The 23,368-nt window shown below is 39.6% G+C and carries 17 protein-coding genes and 1 other RNA gene; 9 read left to right on the top strand and 9 right to left on the bottom strand.

Annotated elements, in window-relative coordinates; translation table 11 throughout:
- Positions 1–14 precede the first annotated feature (14 nt).
- Together M3O96_RS01990 and M3O96_RS01985 are read right to left on the bottom strand one after the other, a co-directional pair.
- Positions 15–722: a T9SS type A sorting domain-containing protein gene (locus M3O96_RS01990; protein WP_249718277.1), complete on the bottom strand. Its 708-nt coding sequence runs from the start codon at positions 720–722 to the stop codon at positions 15–17.
- A 183-nt stretch (positions 723–905) separates the two neighbouring features.
- Positions 906–2,522 carry an OstA-like protein gene (locus M3O96_RS01985; protein WP_249718275.1) on the bottom strand — a complete coding sequence of 539 codons (1,617 nt, stop codon included), beginning with the start codon at positions 2,520–2,522 and terminating at the stop codon, positions 906–908.
- 50 nt (positions 2,523–2,572) lie between these two features.
- Here M3O96_RS01985 and tilS point away from each other — a divergent pair, with 50 nt between their 5' ends.
- From tilS to M3O96_RS01965, 4 genes are all read left to right on the top strand, one after another.
- Positions 2,573–3,889, top strand: a complete 1,317-nt coding sequence (gene tilS, locus M3O96_RS01980; protein ID WP_249718273.1) for a tRNA lysidine(34) synthetase TilS — start codon at positions 2,573–2,575, stop codon at positions 3,887–3,889.
- Between the two features lie 3 nt (positions 3,890–3,892).
- Positions 3,893–4,417: a Crp/Fnr family transcriptional regulator gene (locus M3O96_RS01975; protein WP_249718271.1), complete on the top strand. Its 525-nt coding sequence runs from the start codon at positions 3,893–3,895 to the stop codon at positions 4,415–4,417.
- A 220-nt stretch (positions 4,418–4,637) separates the two neighbouring features.
- Entirely contained in the window at positions 4,638–5,576 is a 939-nt protein-coding gene (gene mdh, locus M3O96_RS01970; protein WP_249718269.1) for a malate dehydrogenase, read from the top strand.
- Positions 5,577–5,678: 102 nt separating this feature from the next.
- The gene (locus M3O96_RS01965) at positions 5,679–8,399 is read left to right on the top strand and encodes a hypothetical protein (protein ID WP_249718267.1); all 2,721 of its coding nucleotides are present in this window, start codon (positions 5,679–5,681) and stop codon (positions 8,397–8,399) included.
- Between the two features lie 22 nt (positions 8,400–8,421).
- On the opposite strand, the gene M3O96_RS01960 is transcribed toward M3O96_RS01965, so the two are convergent.
- The 4 genes from M3O96_RS01960 to M3O96_RS01945 are packed head-to-tail and all read right to left on the bottom strand — an operon-like array spanning position 8,422 to position 14,666.
- Positions 8,422–10,056, bottom strand: a complete 1,635-nt coding sequence (locus tag M3O96_RS01960) for a hypothetical protein (RefSeq protein ID WP_249718266.1) — start codon at positions 10,054–10,056, stop codon at positions 8,422–8,424.
- 8 nt (positions 10,057–10,064) lie between these two features.
- Positions 10,065–11,216, bottom strand: a complete 1,152-nt coding sequence (locus tag M3O96_RS01955) for a DUF4249 domain-containing protein (protein WP_249718264.1) — start codon at positions 11,214–11,216, stop codon at positions 10,065–10,067.
- Complete coding sequence (locus tag M3O96_RS01950) at positions 11,216–13,969, bottom strand: TonB-dependent receptor (RefSeq protein WP_249718263.1); 2,754 nt, start codon at positions 13,967–13,969, stop codon at positions 11,216–11,218. The genes M3O96_RS01955 and M3O96_RS01950 overlap by 1 nt, the downstream gene beginning before the upstream one ends.
- Positions 13,962–14,666 (bottom strand): hypothetical protein, encoded by a 705-nt coding sequence (locus tag M3O96_RS01945; protein WP_249718261.1) that lies wholly within the window; start codon positions 14,664–14,666, stop codon positions 13,962–13,964. The genes M3O96_RS01950 and M3O96_RS01945 overlap by 8 nt, the downstream gene beginning before the upstream one ends.
- A 185-nt stretch (positions 14,667–14,851) precedes the next feature.
- Here M3O96_RS01945 and M3O96_RS01940 point away from each other — a divergent pair, with 185 nt between their 5' ends.
- The gene (locus M3O96_RS01940) at positions 14,852–15,775 is read left to right on the top strand and encodes a sugar phosphate isomerase/epimerase family protein (RefSeq protein ID WP_249718259.1); all 924 of its coding nucleotides are present in this window, start codon (positions 14,852–14,854) and stop codon (positions 15,773–15,775) included.
- A 79-nt stretch (positions 15,776–15,854) separates the two neighbouring features.
- Here M3O96_RS01940 and M3O96_RS01935 read toward each other — a convergent pair whose 3' ends face one another.
- Complete coding sequence (locus M3O96_RS01935) at positions 15,855–17,276, bottom strand: SLC13 family permease (RefSeq protein ID WP_249718256.1); 1,422 nt, start codon at positions 17,274–17,276, stop codon at positions 15,855–15,857.
- Between the two features lie 389 nt (positions 17,277–17,665).
- Here M3O96_RS01935 and M3O96_RS01930 point away from each other — a divergent pair, with 389 nt between their 5' ends.
- Positions 17,666–18,928, top strand: a complete 1,263-nt coding sequence (locus M3O96_RS01930; RefSeq protein WP_249718254.1) for a replication-associated recombination protein A — start codon at positions 17,666–17,668, stop codon at positions 18,926–18,928.
- A 90-nt stretch (positions 18,929–19,018) separates the two neighbouring features.
- On the opposite strand, the gene M3O96_RS01925 is transcribed toward M3O96_RS01930, so the two are convergent.
- Positions 19,019–19,750 carry a nitroreductase family protein gene (locus M3O96_RS01925; protein ID WP_249718252.1) on the bottom strand — a complete coding sequence of 244 codons (732 nt, stop codon included), beginning with the start codon at positions 19,748–19,750 and terminating at the stop codon, positions 19,019–19,021.
- 102 nt (positions 19,751–19,852) lie between these two features.
- Here M3O96_RS01925 and M3O96_RS01920 point away from each other — a divergent pair, with 102 nt between their 5' ends.
- The 3 genes from M3O96_RS01920 (at position 19,853) to M3O96_RS01910 (ending at position 22,544) form a co-directional block, all read left to right on the top strand.
- Positions 19,853–21,340 carry a DUF5687 family protein gene (locus M3O96_RS01920; RefSeq protein WP_249718250.1) on the top strand — a complete coding sequence of 496 codons (1,488 nt, stop codon included), beginning with the start codon at positions 19,853–19,855 and terminating at the stop codon, positions 21,338–21,340.
- On the top strand, positions 21,337–22,032 hold the full coding sequence (locus M3O96_RS01915) for an ABC transporter ATP-binding protein (protein WP_249718248.1): 696 nt from the start codon (positions 21,337–21,339) through the stop codon (positions 22,030–22,032). Before M3O96_RS01920 ends, M3O96_RS01915 begins: the two co-directional genes overlap by 4 nt.
- Before the next feature lie 299 nt (positions 22,033–22,331).
- Positions 22,332–22,544: a hypothetical protein gene (locus M3O96_RS01910; protein WP_249718246.1), complete on the top strand. Its 213-nt coding sequence runs from the start codon at positions 22,332–22,334 to the stop codon at positions 22,542–22,544.
- A 108-nt stretch (positions 22,545–22,652) separates the two neighbouring features.
- Here M3O96_RS01910 and ssrA read toward each other — a convergent pair.
- Positions 22,653–23,059, bottom strand: a transfer-messenger RNA (tmRNA) gene (ssrA, locus tag M3O96_RS01905).
- Positions 23,060–23,368 lie beyond the last annotated feature (309 nt).

Below are 23,368 nucleotides of genomic sequence, written 5' to 3'. Positions count from 1 at the left end.
TAGGCGGTAGGAGTTTACTTCTTGACAACGAGTTTTTTGGTGACAATATTCTTGTTGTCTACGAATAAAGTATAAAAATAAACACCCGGGTTAAAATCAGAGACATTGATTACCAGGTTCTTTTGGAGAGGGTCTAATTGGTATTCAGCTACAGGATTACCTATAAAGCTGTTGATGCTTATTTTCACCACCGCATTTGGATTTTTGACTACATAATCTATCTGCGCCTGCCTGTTGGTTGGGTTTGGATAAGCACTGCCAATGCTGATGTCTTTGTGGTTTGTATCATCCGCCCTTGGGTTAAAAACTTCATAGACGGATTCAATTACGAATACATCTCTGACGTTTGTGCTATTGAAGAAATGAAGGTCAAAATTCCCTTTCGTTTCGGTTATGCCCAATTCAAATTCCAGATAAAGATCAGTGAAAATTTCTCCCGGTTTAAGTGAGATTTTGATTTTTGAAATGTCTCTTTTTGGATCGTAACACTTATCACCGATACATATTTTAACATTTTGGGAGGATCCGATATTTCCTCTGAGATATTTCAAGCTGTAATCCTTGACTTGATTGCTTTCGTTTTGGATGATGAGCGATTTTCTTTGGGAACTACCTATGACGCCGCTGAATTCGATGTTTTCAGACAATACCCTTACCTGAGCTTCCGTGTATAGTGGAAGCAATATCATGCAGAGAAAGAAAAGTAAGAAATACCGTTTCATGTAAATGTCTGTCAATAGGCCTGTTCGCTGAGTATCAGTAAATGTTGATACGGATAAATTTAACAAATAGGTTTGGTGTTTTTATACAAAGGCGGTTAAAAATTGTTAACCTCATATAAAATTTTTTCTAATCGAATCCGTTTGAAGAAACTTATCTTAAAAATTCGTTTTCAGGTTGTTGATTTAGATTCCTGATTTTAGTTTTTCCTCCAGAAGTTTTTGTATTTCCTCATCTTTTGGGGCTGGAACTACGGCATCCGGTTCATTGAAAAAATTAAATCGTGAGCTGTCCCTTTTTTTTGGAGTTCGCCATTCATTTATAGCTGCCATGGAGGGTTTTTCGTCTTCTCTCCAAACAAACCCTTCCAATTCCTTGTCTTTATCCTCAATCATATGTGGAGGTTTGAAGTTACCTTCCGGCTTGACCAACCAATTTATCTTTTTGATGTTCCCCTCTTCAAAGAACATCATGATATTGGCACAGAGCATTTTGTTCATCCCCCTCAGCAAGGTATCCCCGACGAGGTCAAAATAAATTGATTCACCATTACCCTGAATATGCAGCCGGCTGATCTTTTGATCAGTGAAATAGCCCGTCATCTTCCGCCCTTTCATCTGATTATAATTTCCGATTGTATCTCTGTTTACAGTAAATGCATTCTGAATTAAATTTACCCTGTCTATTTCTTCATTTACGATAAAAAAGCTGATGCTGTCGGCCGTAATCTGGCTTTTATTTTCCCAGATGACAGGATCCTTATACATATGTATTAGCGAATCTGAATTGATAAACACCAGAGAATCTGATTTTCCGTGGAGTTCAGACTTGATCAGTCGTACATTGTGAAATGCATACAAAAACCGCTGCTCTGAGTCATCCTTTTCTTCAGAGATGAGGGTGTCTGCGGCCACGTACATGGTGTCAGATTCCATATATTTTCTCACCAAGGCATTTCCATAAACAATGCTATATTTTCGGTCTTCCCAGTATTTTCCTTCTTCACCAAAAATTTCTATTTCACGCTCTTTATTGTACAAGCTGACATTTACCTTCCCTTCAAAGTATTTATTTTCTTCCTCATAATATAAAGTTTCTGCATAGACTAAGCTTGTTTCTGTTTCCACATCCCCATCATAAAATCTAAAAATTTTATTTTCTGTATCGTAGTAGCTCCCTTTTTGCGCATTGAGTAGATGACCTTCCTTGGAAACCACGTTGGTAATTCCAACTGTTTCAGCTGTTTTTGGTACGGTCCTGTATATCAAAAAATCAGTTTTTAAAGTATAATCCGGGTTGATCAATATTACTTTATTGGTAAAGGTGATTTTTTCCAAAGCTGTTTCGTAGGTTCCGTTTTCACTTGTCAGGACATTGGTACTGTCTATTACTTTCCCGTCATTGAAATAATTGGCAACTCCTGTAGCTCTGTTATAATCCAGAAAGTCGGTGAAAAGTGTGGTGGTTTGATTTTTAAACACCACCGTATTTCTCAGCTTGGCCGTTTTCGTATTGCCATCATATTCTGCATACCTACTGGTGGTGGTGATAGGGTCTTGAGTATCCACTATCCTTACATTCCCATAAAGAATGGCCCTATTTTCTACCCTATAAAAATGTGCTGAATCACAATAAATCAAAGAATTCTGATGCTTCATCCTCACGTCTATGAGCAATCTCTCAAATCCCTGTGCACCTTGGAGCAATTCGGCATTTTGGATCTCCAAGAGGTTCTGGGCCTGGACACCTGAAAAGAGTCCGGCAAAAAGCAATAGAAAGCACAATGAAGAGTATTTGATCATTAGATTTTTGAATCAGGGCGCAAATTAACCAAAAATGGTATTTTTGATTTATGGAAGAGCTTTTTAAAAACCATATACGTTCAAAAAAACTTTTGGATGAAAACAAATCCTACCTCCTTGCCATCAGTGGGGGAATTGACAGTGTATGTTTGGGTTATTTGTTGCAATCAGCAGGAATTAGATTTTCGCTTGCCCATGTCAATTTTTGGCTTAGGGGAAATGAAAGCGACGAAGATGAAATATTTGTCCGGATGCTGTCGGCAAAATGGAATGTCAAAATCCACGTAATTCATACGAATAAGGATGAAATGGATAAGCAGGGAATGTCAACCCAAATGGCTGCACGGGAATTCCGGTATAATTGGTTTGAGCAGGTCATCAGCGAAAACGGATATGATGCATTAGTAGTGGCACATCATGCCGATGACCAGTTGGAAACTATTTTTCTTAATATGTTGCGGGGGACGGGCATCGAAGGCATCTATGGAATGTCCGAGATAAGGGGAAATATCATCCGGCCTTTGCTCGGTTTTTCAAGGATGGATATTTCTGATTACATGACTCAAAATTCCTATTCTTGGAAAGAAGACAGCAGCAACCAAAAGAACGACTACAAAAGGAATATCCTTAGAAACAAAGTGTTTCCCATTCTCAATGAAGCTTTTCCAGAGGGACTTCAGGTCATGGATACAAGTTTCAAGCGGCTCAAAGATACCGGGAGGGCATTTTTCTTCTTATATGAAAAATGGAAAAAGGAAGCAATTGTTACCGAAGGAGACTATCAGTATCTGTCTATCAAAGAAATATCGAATATTACAGGAAAGCACTCCATGGTTTATTATTGGCTGAGGGATTTTGGATTTTCATTCGCAGATGTTCAGGATATTCTCCACTCTGTTGAAAAAAGTGAATCAGGAAAAACTTTTTACGCAGGCAAATTCATGTTGAATAAGGACAGGGATTTTTTGATTTTGGGAAACAATGATTTTGAATGGGAAGAAAAAAGGATTGAATTCCACGATATTTCTGTCCAGATGAAAGAAAAAAAATTTGACATCCTTCATCTCCAAGGCGAAATTGAGATAGATAAATCAAAAGAAAATGCCATGCTTGATATGGAAAAGCTCCAGTTTCCGCTTGTCATCAAAAAATGGGAGCAAGGGGATCGTTTTGTGCCCCTTGGGATGGACAAACCAAAAAAAATCAGTGATTTATTAGTAGATTTGAAAGTGCCGCTAATCCAAAAAAAGCAAGTTTTGGTGCTTTGGTCAGGAGATGAAATAGCTTGGGTGGTTGGTTTTAGGATTGGAGAGCTTTTCAGGTGCGGGCCAAAAACAAAAAGAGTACTATATTTCAAAAACCTTTAAGCAATGATCAATCCTTTTTCCAGGACATTCAATGAAAGCGAACTTGAAGTTTTCCAGTTCCTCTCTCAGGTCAATTTTTTTGAAAAACTCAAAAATATTGAGATGGCAAGATTCCTACCTGCCATACATCACCGGAAATATTTTAAAGATGAGGTTATTTTTTTCAGGGGAGATCCCAGCCAAGCTTTCTACATTATCAAATCGGGAAAAATTAACCTCACCATTGACATCAAGAATTCATTTGAGGTCATCAAGGAATTGGGAAAAATTGAGGCATTTGGTGAAAATTCACTCTTGGAGAATACCAAAAGAATTTACACAGCCCTAGTTGGGTCAGATCAAGCGGAACTGATAGTCATTCCTCACTTTGCCATCCAAGAGGTTTTTGACAGCAATCCTTCGATCAAAGCCAAAATGATGACCTCATTGGCTGAATATTACAATGAAAACAACAGGCGACTTTTCAGATCATACAAAAATTCCTTTGGGTTTTTCAATCTTGGAGAAATGTTTGAAACCCCTCAATGAGGTCTTTTTTCAAAAAAACGAAAATGAATAGAGGACTTTTTTCTCAAGAAACCTGATGTTTTTTAGGTCTTCTTTATAATCTGTTTCATTCATTTACTATTAAAAAAACAACTTACCCGATTTTCAAGTATTCAGCGGTAATGCTTTATTTAGACGGCTTTGTTTAATAACTTAGCAACTCTTTTGAAATAAATATTAACACTAAAAATAAACTTATATCATGACAAAAGTAACCGTTGTTGGAGCCGGTAATGTCGGAGCCACTTGTGCTGACGTATTGGCCTATAGAGAGATTGCTGAGCAGATTGTATTGATAGACATCAAGGAAGGAATAGCTGAAGGCAAAGCCCTTGATATCTGGCAAAAAGCCCCCATCAATCAATATGACAGCAGAACTGTCGGAAGTACAAATGATTATACCAAAACCGCTAATTCTGATGTGATTGTAATCACTTCCGGTCTTCCGAGAAAGCCAGGAATGACTAGAGATGACCTGATCGAGACCAATGCCGGGATCGTGAAGTCTGTGACTGAAAATGTGGTAAAGCACTCTCCAGATGCGATCATTATCGTTGTTTCTAATCCACTGGATGTGATGACCTATCAGGCACATATCACTTCTGGGTTTTCTAGAAATAAGGTTATCGGGATGGCGGGAATCTTGGATACGGCTCGATACAGGGCATTTATAGCAGAAGAGTTGAATGTCTCATCTAAAGAGATTCAGGCCATCTTGATGGGTGGTCATGGCGATACGATGGTTCCGCTTCCAAGATACACCACTGTTGCGGGGATTCCTGTGACTGAATTGATCGGAAAAGAAAAACTTGATGCCATCTTTGAAAGAACCAAATTTGGCGGTGGTGAATTGGTCAAATTGATGGGAACTTCGGCATGGTATGCACCGGGAGCTGCGGCAGCGCAGATGGTGGAAGCTATCCTTAAAAATCAGAGAAGAGTATTCCCTGTTTGTATCAAACTTGTAGGAGAATATGGAATCGATGACTGCTACCTTGGAGTGCCTGTGATTTTGGGAAGAAATGGTGTGGAAGAAGTCTTGGAGCTTGATCTTAATGCTGAAGAAAAGGCAATGCTTGAAACCTCAAGAGGACATGTGAAAGAAGTAATGAATGTTTTGGACAAGATTTCCGCGAAATAATCTCCAAACTCATTTTATTGAAAAAATCCCGGTCAACTATCGGGATTTTTTATTTTATTGCTGTCAGGGGAAAATTTAGCCACTTCCCAAAATGATTGAAAATTGAAAAATAGAATTATAATCCTTTCAGTTTTGGTTTGCCTTGGTATCGGGGTAATATTTATTTGGAAAATCTTCCTACAGAATACCAACAGAAATGCAGTGGATGTTATTTCTTCGGAAGCGTTGTTTGTCTTTGAAACGACAGAACCCGTATTGGCATGGAATCAGCTTGTAAGCCAACCTTTTTGGAAATCAATATCCGGAATACCAGCACTGAAAAACGCAGAGTATAATCTTTTGGTTTTGGATAGCCTGGCCGGAAAATCTGGAGTTTTACAGAAAAATTTAAAAGGAAACCAACTTGCTGTTTCGCTACATCTAACCGGAAAGGAAGAATTTGATTTTTTATTTGTTTTGGCCTATCAAAACCCTGAGGGATTTTCTTTGATGGAAGACTTAGAGAAAAAAATCCTAGCAAATGGGACTATATCTTCCAGAAATTACAGCGGAATCAATATCCGAGAATTGAAAACCAAAACCGAGGGTATCACCCTCGCCTATGCACAAATAGACAATCTATTAGCAGTCAGCTTCACCTCTTTTTTGATTGAAGACGCCATCAGACATTCCCAAAACGATGCGCTTTCGGTATTTGGAGGATTTTATTCAGAGCTTTTTAAAGACATTCCCAAATCCAAAGATTTGGGAATCCTGAGAGTCGGCAGTTCAGGAATCGCCGGAATCATCAATGGAATTGCTAAAAATAATAACCTCCCATCGATCAGGAATTTTGCAAAAAATAAAATGTCTGCAAACCTTCATTTAAAGTTCTCGGCAGACAGTATTTTTTTTGATGGAGCCTTATTTTTTGAAGGCAAAGGCAATGTCGGCATTAAGCATCTAGGTTCACCGGCTTTCGTTTATTTCCGTGACTTGGTTCCTAACAGAACAGCTACCTATTTTCAATACCAGCTTGAGGATCCTTTTCAATTGTTTTCGGGTATGGACTCGGACTTTTCTTCTAACAGTCTGGTGATGGGGGATATCGAAACAGGGTTGGTGCAAAAGGGATTTACAAAATACCTTACGGGCCACATGGCATTTCTCAATCTGGAAAAACTTCCAAAAGAACCACAGGATAAAATATTACTACTCAAAACCGAAAATCCCAATGTCCAGTTTGAATTGCTGAAAAAATTCGGTCTTGGGGAAAATCAGGAAATAGATGTTTCCAGATTAATGGATTTCTATCAGGGAAAAGAAATTTTTATGCTCAGTTCGGATGAGTTTCCTGCCCATCTTTTTAATGGAAATTTTATGGGGTTTGGAGATTCCTATTTCACCTTGGTAGATGATGTCATCATAATAGCGAATAGCAGTAAAGCCATTAAGCTCTTTATTGATGATTGGAAAAGGGGAAGGACCTGGGGCCAATTCAAGCAGCAAAATTCCATCTTGCCTTTCGCAAGCCAATCAGGATTCAATATGGTTTTGGATACGCAGAATTTTTGGAACAATTTAATGGAGACAAGTGCTCCCGGATGGAAATCCTTTTTTCAAAGATATGAGTCAGAATTTAAAACATTTGACAAGATGGTTTTAAATGCCCGTCAATCAGGGAATAAAACCCAGCTTCATATTGGAATTAGCCATCATCAGGGATTGAATACCACACCGAAGGAAGGCGTTTCTTTGACAGAAAATGTGTCCATCCCTTTTCCCAACAGGTTAGTCTATGGACCTGTTAGCATCCAAAACTTCATTGACAATAGCGTTGAATTTGTGATTCAGGATGAATTGAACCGACTCTATCTTTTAACAAATGATGGGGAGGAAATTTTTTCCACAGAATTGGATGGGCCGATAGTTTCGGATGTTTTCCAGTTTGATTTCTATAAAAACGGAAAGCTCCAACTTATTTTTGCCACCAAAGAGATGATTTATGGGATGGACCGTACAGGCAATGCATTGCCTGAATATCCTGTAGAGCTGGCAAATGAGTCGATTACCGAGCTTAATCTTCTGGATTATGAAGGAGACCGCAACTACAGGATATTTGCCGGTACCCAAAAAGGGAATCTTTATCTTCTTGACAAATACGGGTTGGTTTTGGAAGGTTGGGATCCCAAATCCATAGGATCCACCTTTGCCATAAAGCCGGCCCATCACCGGGTGGCCGGAATTGGTGATCGGATGGTAGCTTTGGGAACCAATGGGAACATCCATTTTTTCAACAGAAGAGGGCAACCTGAACCGGGAAGCCCTGTTCAGATCAAGGGGGAATTGGGATCAGAGTATGTGCTTTTAGAAAGGGGGACAGCTAAAGAAACCCAACTCATCACCGTGACTAAAGGTGGCGAAGTAGTCATGGTCAATCTCCTCGGGGAGGTTACTTTTCGCAATCAATTGCTTCGTCCCGACCGCGAAAGCAGGTTTTACCTTGTCAAAGATCAAAAAGAGGGCAGGTATTTGTTTGTTATCCACGAATACAATAAAGTAACTGTACTGGATTCGGATTTTAAGGAAGTGTTTTCTAAACCGATAATGTCGGAAGGATTGAAATTCCAATACTTCTCTTTTGGATCTACAAAAAATATTTTTGTCGTCGTGGATCAGACACAAGACTTTGTTTTTCTGTATGATATGGACGGCGAACTTCTAAATCCGATACCGATCAGTGGAAGCAATAAAGTGGAAATTGAGTACACTGAAAGTAAGAATGAATGCACTATATATGCGATTGGACCCAAAGGATTTTCAGCCTATAAGTTATCGCTGTAATTGATTTTCTTTTCGAGGAAGGTTATCTGTTTACCACCTTCAGAGGTTTTTTCATAAACTTCATGTTTCCATCCCCATCTTGATATCCTAATATAATTTCAAAATTTCCGGATATTTCGGAGCTATTGATTTCTAAGGGTGAGGTAATACCATTTGCCGTAGCATTCCAGTAGAGTGTACTTCTAAAATCAGGGAAATTTTCCTGTGAAAGATTGGAATTCAAATGGGGTGATTTGGGTGTTTTTACTTTTTGGATTTCAGGGTAATTGAGGTAAAGTGCATTAGGTGGCAGTTGAAATTTCCCGAAATCATTGTTGAATGAGGTAAAACTCAGGACACCGGAATATTTATCTCTATTGAAGGAAAACTCACGGGTCATTACCTCAAGTTTTTGGATGTTTACAGGATCAAATGCAGCCAAAGCATCCGTATCAAAAACGGGCATAGCATCAATCATGATCAGGGGATTTTCCTGAAAGACCGAACCAAGGGGATTGTTCAATACTTTAAATAGCGTTTTTTTGTCCTGCTTCCTTACCAATACTTCTGGAACATATTCACGGAGGGTTGTTTCCAGATTTTCAAATCGCGTATAGTCATCGAGCAGATAAGTTTTGTCAGCATCAAATCCAACTACAATCGGTGCAAACTCCACAGAGTCATTAGAATAATAATAATTACTGACTTGACCGGATGTGATCAAATCGGTGAGAAGTTCCCGGTCCTTTTCCTCCATTTGCAGCACTGGAAATATAAAGTCTTCTTTGAATTTCAATTTTAAGAATGGGAGTTCAGGGGAGAAATTGAGTTGATTTTCGATATGGGATGATTGGGCAATGAGGTAATTAAAAGCTTTCAATGCGCCTATTTCAAAATACAGGTCGCCACTTGGTTTTGGTTTTGCGGAACTTAAAAACGATTGTACACCATGTGACGAAAGAAAAAATGTTTCTGTCGTATCAATCATTGTGTTCAGGTTTTTGCCATATACAATATGTCCATAGGGTTCTGGGATGAGATCGGAATTATCTTGAATATCACGATAGATCTCCCTTCGGATATAGCCATGGTGGGTTTCCGGCAAAAATGGATTTGAAATTGAGACGGATATTGAGGACACTTTCCCATCAAAGGATGAAGGAAAATCAATACTAGTCTTTGATTTTAAGGAAAGGGAAGTCTGATTCTTTGGACTGATTTCTTCAGCTTTTATGAAACCATAGCTTTTACCGTTTTGGATGGTGGCTTTGACTTTCGATGGTTTTTTGGGGTTGATAATAGTAATGAATTGGTTGAATACCCCTTTTTCGCTTAACACCGGGCTGATTCTTGTATAGAATCTCAACAGATAATGGTCGGATTCCAAGCTATTTGGGATTTCTAGGATTCCCTCATATTTACCATTTTGTAATGGATAAATGACCTGATAGACCGCTAATCCATTCCTGTCTACCAATTCGGCGTACCCTATTTTAGAATAGAAATTGAGATTTTGATCCAATGCTTGGATAGAAAACCAAACCTTTTCCCCTGCTGCCGCAATATTTTTGGAAACGTGGGCAAATACTGATTCCGCTACCTTGTCCTGACTCCAACTCATCCTTGGGATGAATATTAAAACCAAAAAAATTAGGGTCAAAAGTCTCTTTTTCATCATTATTTAAATTAATCCTCCCAAAATTCAGGTTTGATATTGGTTCCTCTCAATGTGCAATCAGTACATTGTTTTGATGCTGCACGAAATCCAATCGTCGTGGTACCTACTATCACCGGCACAATAGGTATCCTATTTCTGGTGGAAAATTCCCTTTCATAGTTTTCAATATATACGGTGTCTTGGTCCATCCTACAAAATTCATATTCTTCGATAAAATAGGGCCATGGCGCTACCTCTTGCACATTGATAAAAATCCTTTTGGACGCTGATTTTCCCATGCTGACCATTCCAATTGCGCTGTCTCCATTTTCACTGGTTGCTTTAATATTACCTCTGATTAGAGAGGGCAGTGGACTGAATATCCCACCGATGTCATCTGAGTTTTTTCTTAAAATCTCCCAAAAATCATAGGTTTCCTGGTTGATGGCTCTTTGCCGAACGATGATGCTATAGCGCTGCATAAGTTTTTCGGAATTCGGAGGAATCCTCACCAACTCACGCTGGAGAATGGTATTGTCTTGGAATCGCGATGCATTTTGCAGAATTATTTTTGGAAATAAATTTGACTTCCAGCAGAGGTCTATTTTTTGATCTGCATTCCTGAAATCCACATCTTGCGTCAAGGGGTTAAAAATATATTGACTCCTGACTCCCGGCCTGAAAATCCAGTCTTCCTCATAATCCCACAAAAAATATTGAGCCTCTTCATTTCCCTTTGTACTCACAAATATTTCAACCCCGGCCTCGTCTTTCAAAAAACCTAGTTCTTCAATTTCTGGACTGATAATGGGATTCATTGATTCGGAAAGATATTGTTGTCCATTTCGGAGATTAATTCCCAACCGGTATTCCAAACCTGGATCAAAAAATCCTGAAAAAGAATAAACCCCCACCTCAGATTCTTGAAAAATCCATTCTTCTCCTGTTTCTGATTTTAGAAATACCGAAGCGCCAATTTCCGGTTCAAAATTTTGGATGCTTCTTATTGGATTGGTTCTGCTTATAATGATTTCGGATTTTTCACCATCAGTTTCTATAAATCCCTCTACGACGATTAGGGATAGATTTTGGTCGGTCACTTCCGGTTCGAAAGGGTCACGGCAACTTCCCCACAACAACATCAATAATACTGCTACAATATAAGACGTCCTCTTTCTCATCAGATTCGAAAATTATAAGTAATAAATGGAATCGGTTCTGCAAATATCGACAATTGGTATCCCTTCAATACGCCATTTACAGGAGTGAAATATACCGAGTAGGGATTCCTTCTGCCGAGAAGGTTATAGACCCCAATTGACCATGAGGAATGTGCAAGTTTTCGGACTTTATGGTTGCCTTCAATATTGATCGAGACATCAATCCTGAAATAATCAGGAATCCTGTAAGCATTTCTGTCAGAGAAATATACCCGCTCCGAACCACCGTAATTGAACTTCGCGACAGGGAGAGTAATCGGTCTACCGGTACTGTAATTGGCATTGACTGAGGTACTGAACCGCTTGCTCAAGGCATAGTTTCCTACCAATACAGCATTGTGGGGTTGGTCAAAATTGTTAGGATACCACTCCCCTCCATTGATTTTTTCGGCCATTTCATCCTGTGCTGTTCTCAGCAATGACCTCGAATAAGTATAACTGAGCCAACCATTGAACTTTCCTGTATTTTTTCTCAGCAAAAATTCTGCACCGTAAGCCCGCCCATCGGTTTTGAGGACACTTTGTTCTATGGCATTGTTCAGAATCAATGTGGCTCCGGAGCGGAAGTCTATGAGGTTTTTCATATTCCGATGATAAGCCTCTACGGAGAACTCATACTTATCTACTTTGATATTTCGATAATATCCAATCGATACCTGATCTCCCCACTGAGGCCTGATATTCGGATCGCTAAGCTTCCAGATGTCAGTCGGAGCGATGGCGGCATTGTTGGTCAGTAAGTGGATAAACTGCCTGTTGGTGTTGTATCCTGCTTTGACAGAAGATGTGTTGTTGAGGCTATACCTTGCCGAAATCCGGAATTCGGGGCCACTATAAGTTTTGATGGTTTGGCCGCTGTTGAAAGTCGTCTCCTCGATCAAGTTTGGTGGGGAAACAGGTAATCCCGGCTGGTATTCTCTGACTGTATTCGGTCCCAAATAATTGTAAATGGCGTAGCGCATCCCATAATTGATTGAAAATTCGTCAGTCACCTCAAAGTTGTCCCCAAGGTATATCGAGGTTTCCAGTGCCTGCTCGGGATTAACTTCTTCGGGCACCACAATGGATTCCGCTCCGGCAGGTTGGATAAACCCGGGATTCAACTGATACCTGATGGTATTTACCCCAAAATTAAAAGTGTGTCTCAAGTCATATTCATATTTAAAATTGGCTTTGAAAAAGTCCTGCTTGATACCAAAACCAAAATCATAGCCGTTGGATGGGTTATCTCTGCCCTCGATATCAAACCTATAATTGTCTCTTCCCGCTACAAATTCTCCTTCCAGCCTTTCGCTGAAATAATGAGTCCATCCAAGATTGATGCTCCTGTTTTGGTATGTAAAGGTGGTATCCCTGTCAAATCCAAAGCGGTCACTGCTGCCATAAGTATTCAGTCGGATGATATTTTTCTCGTCTATTTTATGAGAGACATTTAAATTGAGGTCATAGAAGTTTGCTCTTCCATCTTTGAAATCTGTGTTTTCTTCCAAAATATTCAACAACCAATCAGAGTAAGTGGATCTTGCTCCAAGTGCGAAAGTGGTTTTTTCACCAATCGGACCTTCGACTGATATCCGACCAGTCAATAAACCAATTCCTCCTCGGACGGTGATTTTGTCTGTGTTGCCATATTTGGCATGCACATCTAAGACCGATGAAAGCCGGCCTCCATATTGGACAGGAATCCCTGCTTTGTACAAATCCACTGATTCTACCAAGTCCGGATTGAATGCTGAAAATAATCCGAAAAGATGTGAAGGGTTATATATGGTAGCATGATTGAAGAGAATCAGGTTTTGGTCTGCTGCACCTCCTCGAACATTAAATCCTACACTTGCTTCACCGACTGTCTGCACGCCTGGTAATGTCAAAATGCTCCTGATGATATCAACTTCACCCAAGATGGCAGGAATTTGCCTCATCGTTTCCATATTCAGTTTCTGAACGCCCATCTCCGGTCGGGAAATATTGGTCATTTTCTCTGAAGAAATGGTGACTTCAGAAAGTGAAATGATATTCTCCTCAATGGCTACATCCAAAACACCATCACCCTGGAGGCTAATTTGTCGTTGTTCTACAAATCCCCCAAGATTTTGAATAAAAATGGTGTGCCGGCCAATAGGAAGTTTTATTTCAAAAAAACCGTCTTGGTCTGCGATGGCTCGGGTATAATTGATTTTTTCGAAAACTACTGCTCCAAAGACAGGATTCCCTGTTTCCAGGCCAGTAATCTTTCCGCTCAATATTGCCTCTGTTTTGCCCGAATTGTCCGGCTTTCCAATGACGTACAACTTGTTTCGTGAAAATGCCCTACTGATATCCTCCTGTCGAAGGGTACTGTCCTTTTCAAGTTCAGATACCTGTGAAAAAAAGTCTAAAGGTAAAGATGTGTCCAAGACCTTCCCTTTGGTTACAAAAATCCTGTTTTTTTCATCGAGGTAATATTTCAGGTCTGTACCATCAAAGACACCTGAAAGAACTTGGTGGATGGTGTTGTCTTTTGCGCTGATATTGACTACAAGACCTTCTACATCCTCTTTGGAAAAATAGAATTTGTAAGAGGTTTGTGATTCTATCTGGTATGCAAACCGTTCAAAATTCAGTGAGGGAAAGAGACCTGAAATCCTTTCTTCGACAGTTTTAATATCTTGGGCAAAGGACCTCGGGATATTTAATAGTCCAAAAAAAACAAGAAACAGTATCAGTTTATTCATGGACTGGGCTGTTAAAGGATTCTACCAAAAAAGCTAAGAAAATGCGTCGGTCATTCCTGAAATTCAGGTTTTTCACTTTTGCATTTTTATTAATTTGTTTCTTATCAAGTTCAAGAAAAGTAATTGCCTGTCCTTTACTTTTAACTAGTTGTATCTGATCTCCTTTTTTGATCAAGAAATCAAATTTATCCTGAAAAGTACTGCTATATTTAGACACCTCTCTTTTGGCCTTCGTTGTTTTATAATGTTTACAAAGCAGATTTGCCTTCTCTCCCTCTTCCACTAATTCGTAAAACCCTTTTCCGTGGTGGCTGTACCCGGGATTTATCGGAATCCGGACAAAACGTATGTTCTGAGGCAAAACAAAACCGTCAATTTTATCAGTCTTGATCAGTGTTTTCTGTTTGTGGATGGGGTGAAAAGTAACCACTTCATCAGAAAAAATATTATACAATAAAGGAACATTTTCATAGGCTAAACCATTGATGGTCAGTCTTCCATACTCAAAATTTTTTGACAGGAAATAGGGGTCTCCTTCTATACTTTGTGGAGGATCGACGTAATAGCCACCGCTGACGATTTCCTGATGAAGCGGAATATTTGCCTTATAAGCATCTTCTAACTCCTGCGAGGATTGTGCTTGGAGATTTGATAAAATACAAATACTAATAATGAGTAAAAAAATACAGGGTTTCATAGGTTTTGTTTGCGACATCATTAGTTGGGAAATCAATATAAATAAAAAAACATGTGGAAAACCAGAAGAATTATTGATTTATATAGGTGGTTGATTTTTCTTATTTGTAAAAAGTATTTTTAAGGTTTAGAGGAGTATTTTCAGAATTTTATTTTACAATCAACCAAAATTTATCACAAACCAACATGACAACAAGACGGAATGTTATCAAAGCCCTTGGACTTACTACCGGTGTGGTTGCCACAGCAGGAGTTTTTGGAGCAGGTCCCAAAAAGAGAAAAGAAAGTCAATTTAGTTTTTGCTTGAATACCAGTACCATCACGGGCCAAAAGCCTGGTTTGATCGGCTATCTGGACATTGCCGCCAAGGCGGGATATGATGGCGTAGAATTATGGATCCGAGACATTCAGGAATACCTTGCAGCCGGAAATTCTGTTGTTGGATTGAAAAAATATTTAGGGGATTCTGGTTTAAAATTTGAAAATGCCATCGGTTTTGCACCTTGGATGGTAGATGATGACGAAAAGAGAAAAGCCGGAATGGTTCAAATGGAGCAGGAAATGGAGCTTTTAGCTTCATTGGGCTGTAATCGTGTCGCAGCCCCTGCTGCCGGAGTTACGGCACCTTTGGATCTGTTCAAGGCTGGAGAGCGGTACAAAGCTTTATTGGACCTAGGAAGAAAGACAGGCGTCATGCCCCAACTGGAATTTTGGGGAGCATTTCCATTTTTTCATCATTTGGGCCAGGTGTTGATGGTAGCGGCAGTTGCCAATGATCCTGATACCCGGATTTTGCCTGATGTTTACCATCTTTTTCGGGGGGGATCGGGATATGATGGATTGAAAATGCTCAACGGAAAAACAGTTGAAATTTTCCATATGAATGATTTTGTGGCATCTATTCCGAGGGAAGACCAAGCAGATAAAGACCGTGTCTATCCTGGAGACGGCGCAGCTCCTATGAAAGAGATATTGATTGATCTGAAAAATATGGGTGGAAATAAAGTGCTTTCACTAGAACTATTTAATCAGGATTATTGGAAGCAAGATGCATTGTCTGTTGCAAAAACCGGTTTGGAAAAAATGAGAAATTTGGTTCAAAAAATATAATCTTCCGACTTCCGTCTTCCAACCCATTTTTAAAAGATTATTGGCCTACCGGCAAAGAAGTGGATAACCATTATGTTATTTATAAAAATAACCACCCGTATAGCATTACTGTCAAAAAGGAAAGTAAAGGTCCTATTATCATCATTAAAATTCCTCCTGGTCTAAAAGTTTTTTGTTCAACTAGGCCAGTTGAATAGGAAATTGCATTAGAAGGGGTAGACACCGGAAGTAGGAGAGAAGAGGAGCAACTCAGTGATATCATCAAAGGAACTGTAAATCCCCAAATACCCGGTAATGCAAGGCACAGGGGCACTAAAATCGCCGCAGCAGCAGTATTGCTCATGATATTGGAAATGGTCACTGCGACCAAAGAAAAGACGATCGCAACACCAATCATGGAAATCGGCAGTTGGGATATCTTTTTCATGATGATGTCAGTCAGTCCGACATCTACCATGGCAATACCCAACGCAAGGCCTCCTGCGACTAACATTAAAGTATCCCATGGGAGCCTTCTCACATCTTCAGCTTTGATCACTTGGAATAGTGTCAAGAAAACAATCGGGATGGCAGAAGTTGCTGCGATGGGCAAGCCATGAAGAGGCTCTGTCAACCACATGGCGACCGTTACCGAAAGGGTAAAAACTACAGCATTCCTTTCAAGAATATTTTTTGAACCACTTTTGGAAGTTATTTCGGAAAGGTCAAGTTTGATTTCTTTCAGGTGGAGGGTTTTTATAAGGAAAAACCAAAATATTAACAAAGAAATAAGAGCCATCGGAATCCCAAATATCATCCAGTCTATAAATGTGATGTTCAGACCCTTTTCCTGTAAGGCGCCCACAGCGATGGCATTTGGTGTACTTCCAATGATCGTTCCCATTCCCCCCAAAGTTGCTGCTGCCGGTATCCCAATCAAAAGTGCTTTGGAGTAGGGCGAATTTTTACCCAAAAGACGGACCACAGGTAAAATTGAAGAGATCATCATGGCAGTGGTTGCAGTATTAGACATGATCATACTGACCACTCCGGTAGTAAACATGATGCCTAAAAGCAATCTGTTGGGCTCCTGCCCAAATTTGTCTATGGTAAATTTAAACAAGGACCGATCCAAACCAACTATACTCATGCCCTCTGCGAGGAAAAAACCGCCCAACAAAAGCCAAATCACATTACTGGTCCAAGTACCAAGATACATCTCAACGGGTGTTTTGGAATCCTCTAAAATATAATCCGTGCCAAACCCCAGTAATAATCCGGTGAATATGAAGATGCCTACAGCAAACGGTGGGATGGCTTCTGTAATCCAAAGTCCTGTGGCTAAAACAGCAAGAAAAAAAACATAGTTAACATCCTCTCCATACCCAAGGTTATGAAAAAGGTAAGCGGTGACCAGAGCTATAACAAAGTTTCCGACAAAGGTACTGGTTGCCAATATCCAGCCGTATTTAAGTTTTTTGTAGAGGCGAAAAGCAGCCCTTCTTGAGTCGGTGTGAGCCATAAAAATTCCTTTGTTTCCAGAATAAAAGTAACCTATTTGAGTCGAAATAAGGATAATTCTTCAGTTTTATTTTTTATAAAATTTCTCACCTTTTCCAGATAATTTTATTAAAATTTATGCAATCGATTGAATAAATTTTAATAATTAAGATATCTACTTGATTTTGAGATTCTGAATATTATGGGAATTACCTCGTTTTCTGATATTTCAAATTTTGACATTGGCTTTGGAAAATTGAAAACAAAATCGAGAGATTAAATCTGAGGTTCTGACTTTTTATAAGTAAAAAATGGGAATGTGTATAAGGAACACATAATTTAAATTGACTTGGTTAATTTTGTTCCTCCAAGTCAATAGTATTGTAAAGACTATTTTAAATAATCAAAGAGATGAATCAGATCCCGCTAGCCGAACGTATGCGCCCACACAAGTTGGAAGACTTAATCGGTCAGGAACATCTTTCTTCTCCGAGTTCTTTTTTGCATAAAGCCATCAAAAGTGGAAATGTGCCTTCGCTGATTTTATGGGGACCTCCTGGGGTGGGCAAAACAACCATTGCCAATATCATTGCCAACGAGATCAAAGCACCTTTTTATACTTTGAGTGCGGTGAGTTCGGGTGTCAAGGATATCCGAGAGGTAATTGAAAAAGCCAAATTCCAACTTGGAGTCGTTCTTTTTATCGATGAAATCCATCGGTTCAACAAATCCCAACAGGACGCTTTATTGGGTGCGGTAGAAAAAGGAACGATCAGGCTAATTGGAGCCACGACTGAAAACCCTTCATTTGAGGTAAATGCAGCGCTTTTGTCCAGATGTCAGGTCTTCACACTCAATCCTCTTGGCCGGACCGAATTGGAAGCCATGATCAAACAGGCACTGGCAAAGGATGTGGACCTCAAAAAGAAAACTGTGGAGCTCAAAGAAACTGAAGCCCTACTCAGGCTTTCGGGTGGAGATGGGCGTAAGCTTTTGAATTTGCTAGAAATAGTCATAGATGGGATCAATAAGGACCCTTGTGTCATCACCAATGACATTGTCACCGAGATTGCCCAGCAGAAAGTGGCCTTGTATGACAAATCCGGAGAACAACATTACGATATTATATCTGCTTTTATCAAGTCCATTCGGGGATCGGACCCAAATGCGGCGGTGTATTGGCTAGCGAGGATGATCGAAGGCGGTGAGGATGTAAAGTTTATAGCGAGAAGATTGGTTATTTTGGCTTCAGAAGATATCGGCAATGCCAATCCAAATGCACTTCTTTTGGCAACCAATTGCTTTGAAGCAGTCAAAATCATCGGTTATCCGGAGGCGAGGATTATCCTTTCCCAATGCGTCACATATTTGGCAAGTTCACCAAAAAGCAATGCGGCCTACCTTGCCATCAACCAAGCCCAAGCTTTGGTGCGGGAAAAAGGAGACCTGTCTGTTCCGCTTCATCTCCGCAATGCGCCCACAAAACTCATGAAGGATCTCAATTATGGCAAGGAATACAAGTATTCGCACGACTATGAAGGGAATTTTGTAGCGCAGGAATTTCTGCCCGATGAAATCAAAAACCTCAAACTGTATGATCCCGGCAATAATGCGAGGGAAAATGAATTGAGAAAATACCTAAAAGATAAGTGGAAAGGAAAGTATGGGTATTGACAAAAACCTAAACTGATTCTTTTTCAGGTCGATTTCACACTGTAATTGGCGGAAGCCTCAGATTATTTTTCTCTTTTGAGGAATAACAACTCAAACTTTAAAAATAACCTCCTCGTTTGGTAATCTGAATCTTTTGCCATAAGTCCCTTCAGGCAATCCCTTCCCACAGCCAATGATCATATTGATTTCTGCTGCTTTTGGTAAATTAAGGAGTTTTTTGACCCTTGCTGAATCAAACCCTTCCATGGGACAAGTGTCATATCCTTCTGCCTTCATGGCGAACATGAAGGTCATGGCGGCCAATGCGGCACTTTTGTGAACTGAAACACGTACATCTGCCTCGGAGACCTCCCTTACCATGGGTCTTTTCAATGACATGAACCAAGAGATTACTTGCTTGGTCATGGACCAAAAAGGGTATTTAGAATAGAGCTTTGGGACTAGGTTGCCATAGTATGCTTCTGCCTGCTTTTGTTTTTTGCCTGGTGTGTCTTTGTATGTTTCTTTGATGTAAGCAAGATTTGCAGCTGCCCGAGATTTCCATTTGTCTCTTCTAGTGACGATGACCACAAGCTCACGTGCTGTAGTAGCTGCCTTTTGGCGCATGCATAAGTTGGAAATCTGATCTTTGAGTGGGGAGGATTCTGGTATTCGATAAAATTCCCAAAGCTGCATGTTGGAACTGTTGGGTGCCAAGGTGGCTGCCTCAAGGCATTTTTGGACGGATTGATGGTCAAAAGGAGTCTCTTGATCAAAAATCCTAACCGACCTTCTATTCTTTACTATATCGAAAAATCCTATTTCCTGTATATTTTCCGTCATTTGGTCAATTAAATTTTGGTTAGTTTATAGCCTTTTTTACTTTTACCTGTATTCCATCCCAAAAATACATTTAAATATCTTTTAACATTTATTCAATCCATTATGGTTTTAGAATTGATCCGGTTAGAATTACTGAAAAGTATCCGGTCTACGTCATTTGCCAAAAGTGCCTTGGTAGCTATTTTTCTAGCATTCTTGGCTCTTTTGCTTCTTTCATATGTGGTGATGCTCGGGCTGTTCCTTAAGCCAATAATAGAGAAAGGATTTGAAAGTAATGATGCATATGCCACTTTGAGTGGGGTTATGGTGTACTTTTTCCTATTTGAATTTATGTACAGGTATTTTGTGCAGAAGCTTCCCGTCATCGAACTGGAAAGGTTTCTGCACCTTCCCATCAAAAAAAGCAACATCATCCATTTTTTACTTGGAAGGTCGTTTGTGTCCCCTTTGACATTGATCCCTCTTTTGTTGTTCACTCCATTTGCCATTCAGGAAGTGACTCCAAGGTTTGGATCAGGCGCAGCGTGGTCTTGGCTGTTTTGCATCCTGTTTACAAGCTGGTCTTTGCATTGGCTGATGCTGTGGTTCAAGCAGAAGTTTGAGGATAGCCTGATCGGTATTGGGGCGGTGTTTGCGTTACTATTGATTGGTGCAGGCTCTACTTACTATGGATGGTACAATCTGGGTAGTCTGATCAAGCCGGTATTTGATTGGTCATTGACAAATTTTCTTCCAGTCGCAGTTTTGGGTTTGCTTTTTTTGGTGACTTATTCGCTAGCTTATAGCTATTACTATAAGAATGCTTATTTAGAAGACCTTACTGAGGAGGAAAATGTCCGATTCGTCAATCAGGATTTGGGTATTTTTTCCCGATTCGGTCTTGCAGGAGAATTGGCAAACCTAGAGTGGAAGCTCATCATCAGACATAAAAAAAGCAGGACTTACCTGATGTTGGCGGGTTTTTTCCTCTTATATGGACTGATATTTTATACCAATCCTATGTACAAATCTGAGACAGGTTTCAGCCATATGTTTGTTTTCGTCGGTTCTTTCATCACCGGGATTTTTATGCTCCAATATGGTCAGCTATTTCTGAGTTGGAATTCTGCCAATTTTGACTTTTTCCTTCAAAAAAGAACAGGGATAGAAGCATTGATCAAAGGAAAATACTTACTCTTTGCCTTGACATCCTGTCTATGTCTTTTGGCTTCTGTGCCCTATGCTTATTTTGGTTGGGACATTCTGCTGATCCATATTGCTACATTTCTTTTCAACATGGGAGTCATCATGCACTTGGTGATTTACCTTTCACTTTGGAAGCCAAAGCCAATGGATCTCAATAAGGGTGCGATGTTTAATTATGAAGGTGTCGGCATTGCACAGTTTCTAATGATCATTCCGATGATCGGTGCGCCTTATGTCATTTATCTACCATTTGCTCTTTTGGTCAATCAATATGCAGGGTTATTAGCCTTGGGGATAGTGGGGATTGCAGGGATTTTGGCATTCCCTTATTTATCCAAAGTTTCAATAGATAAAGTTTTACAAAATAGATACGAAATATCATCTTCATTCAGACAAGAATTATGATCAAGGTAGAAGGACTCAAAAAACAATACAAAGAAGCAGTAGTGCTCGATGTAGAATCACTGGAAATCCCCAAATCAGAATGTTTTGGATTGGTGGGAAACAATGGGGCAGGAAAGACAACATTATTTCGCATCATGCTTGACCTAGTCCGCGCATCAGCTGGAAAAGTAACCATTGAGGGCAATGATGTCAGCAAAACCGAAGAATGGAAAAGCAGAGTAGGGGCGTATCTCGACGAGCATATGTTGCTTTCCTACTTAACTCCAGATGAATATTTTGAGACTTTGAGGAAGATATACCGGCTATCTGAAGAAGATTTAAAGCTTCATCTTGAGAGTTTTAAAGAACTTTTCAATGATGAGATTTTAGGTAAGAAGAAGTACATCCGTGACTTGTCCAAGGGAAATCTCAAGAAAGTTGGTATTGCTGCGGCCTTGATGGGTCATCCTGAGGTGGTGATGTTGGATGAACCTTTTGAAAATCTGGATCCAAGTTCACAAAACCGCTTAAAGAAATTGATACTTCAATCTAAGGAGAATTTTAAAATCACGTTTTTGATATCAAGTCATGATCTGAATCACGTGACAGAAATCTGCGACAGAATAGTTTTGTTGGAAAAAGGGAAAGTGATCAAAGACCTAAATGAAAAAGCATTAATGTCCGAGGAATTGAATACCTATTTTGGAGTTTAAAAATTCCTTTTTGTAACCTTTCGGGTTTGAAATAAGGGTTAATCCCCTTTTTCAAGCCCGATTTTTTTTTGGATATAAATTTGCTTTATTCTTTATGCACACGATTGCGAAGGGTGTTTTGAAAAATTCTTTTGAACCTGTTGAAATATATTTTTACAAATATTTGTTTTTTAAATATATAAAAATGTAATTTGTATTAACATTAACGCTTTACGAGAATCATTCGCAAGTAAAAGGTACAGTTAAAGGCTGTCGAAAAGAATTAAAGTTTTTAGGTATAACATTAAAATTTGGACAAAATGGTAAAGTATGTAATCAAATTGGAAATCAATGGAATTGAGTTTCAAATCCAAACCTTAGCAGGTAGCGAAAGAGAAGCGAAAGACAACGCTTGGGAAGTAATCCGAAACAGGACTTCTTTTCTTTCCATTCAAAAAGATCAAAAGAAGGAACTTCACAGTTCTTTTAGTACAAAATTGGCACAGGGGATCAAGAGTGCCTTGTTGTTTTAAAAATATAAGCCTTAGTGGTGATTTTTTAAACTTTCATTTCAATGTTGTTCAGTGAGTAAAAAAGCCTTCCTTTATCCTTTTTAGAGGATTTAAGGAAGGCTTTTTGAGTTGTGGAGCTGGCGGGATTCGAACCCGCGTCCAGATAGGGAAACACCGTACCGTCTACATGCTTAGTCATCTGTTGGGTTTTCGTCAGTGTACTGCTGGATGACACACCTATCCACTGCTTAGATACTTGAGCTTTGCACCGACTTAGCATCATCACCGGCACTAGTCCGATCATTTCGACACCCCAGATTCAACCCCGAAAGGACGGGGGGTTGCGGGATGTGGCCGGGGAACTTCTATCGAAACTCAACCCTTTAAGCGTTATCTTTTCCCCGAAGGGTTAGATTATGCAGCCATGGCGTAAGAAGTTTCGCCAGTTATGTTCGTATGAATTATTCAAGGCCGTACATACTCCGGCCTGCATGCGAGCCCAATCTTTACACCTACTGTCAAAACCGGTCAGCCCCATTTTTCTGAATGGGTGACAAATATAGTGTAATAATGGTTCCTTGGTATGAAAGATTTAAGAATTTAGATGTGAGACATGAAAATTTGAGGCAAAGACTAGAAGTTAGAACCGAGAAGCGAGAGCCGAGAACCGAGAACCGATGTCTTGTCAACCGGATAACTTGAAAACTTGACAACAACTATTACAACTATAACAATTACAACAATTATAACTACTACAACAATTATAACTACCACAACCACTACAACCACTATAACCAATTCCCCTTTCCCTAGGAATCCAAATCAAAATTCAAAACCTTTGTAGC

Source organism: Aquiflexum sp. TKW24L (genome assembly GCF_023502205.1).
In the GTDB taxonomy this organism is placed as follows: domain Bacteria; phylum Bacteroidota; class Bacteroidia; order Cytophagales; family Cyclobacteriaceae; genus Cognataquiflexum.
The sequence above is the reverse complement of the archived record's forward strand: the minus strand, read 5'-3'. Positions and strand labels throughout refer to the sequence as shown.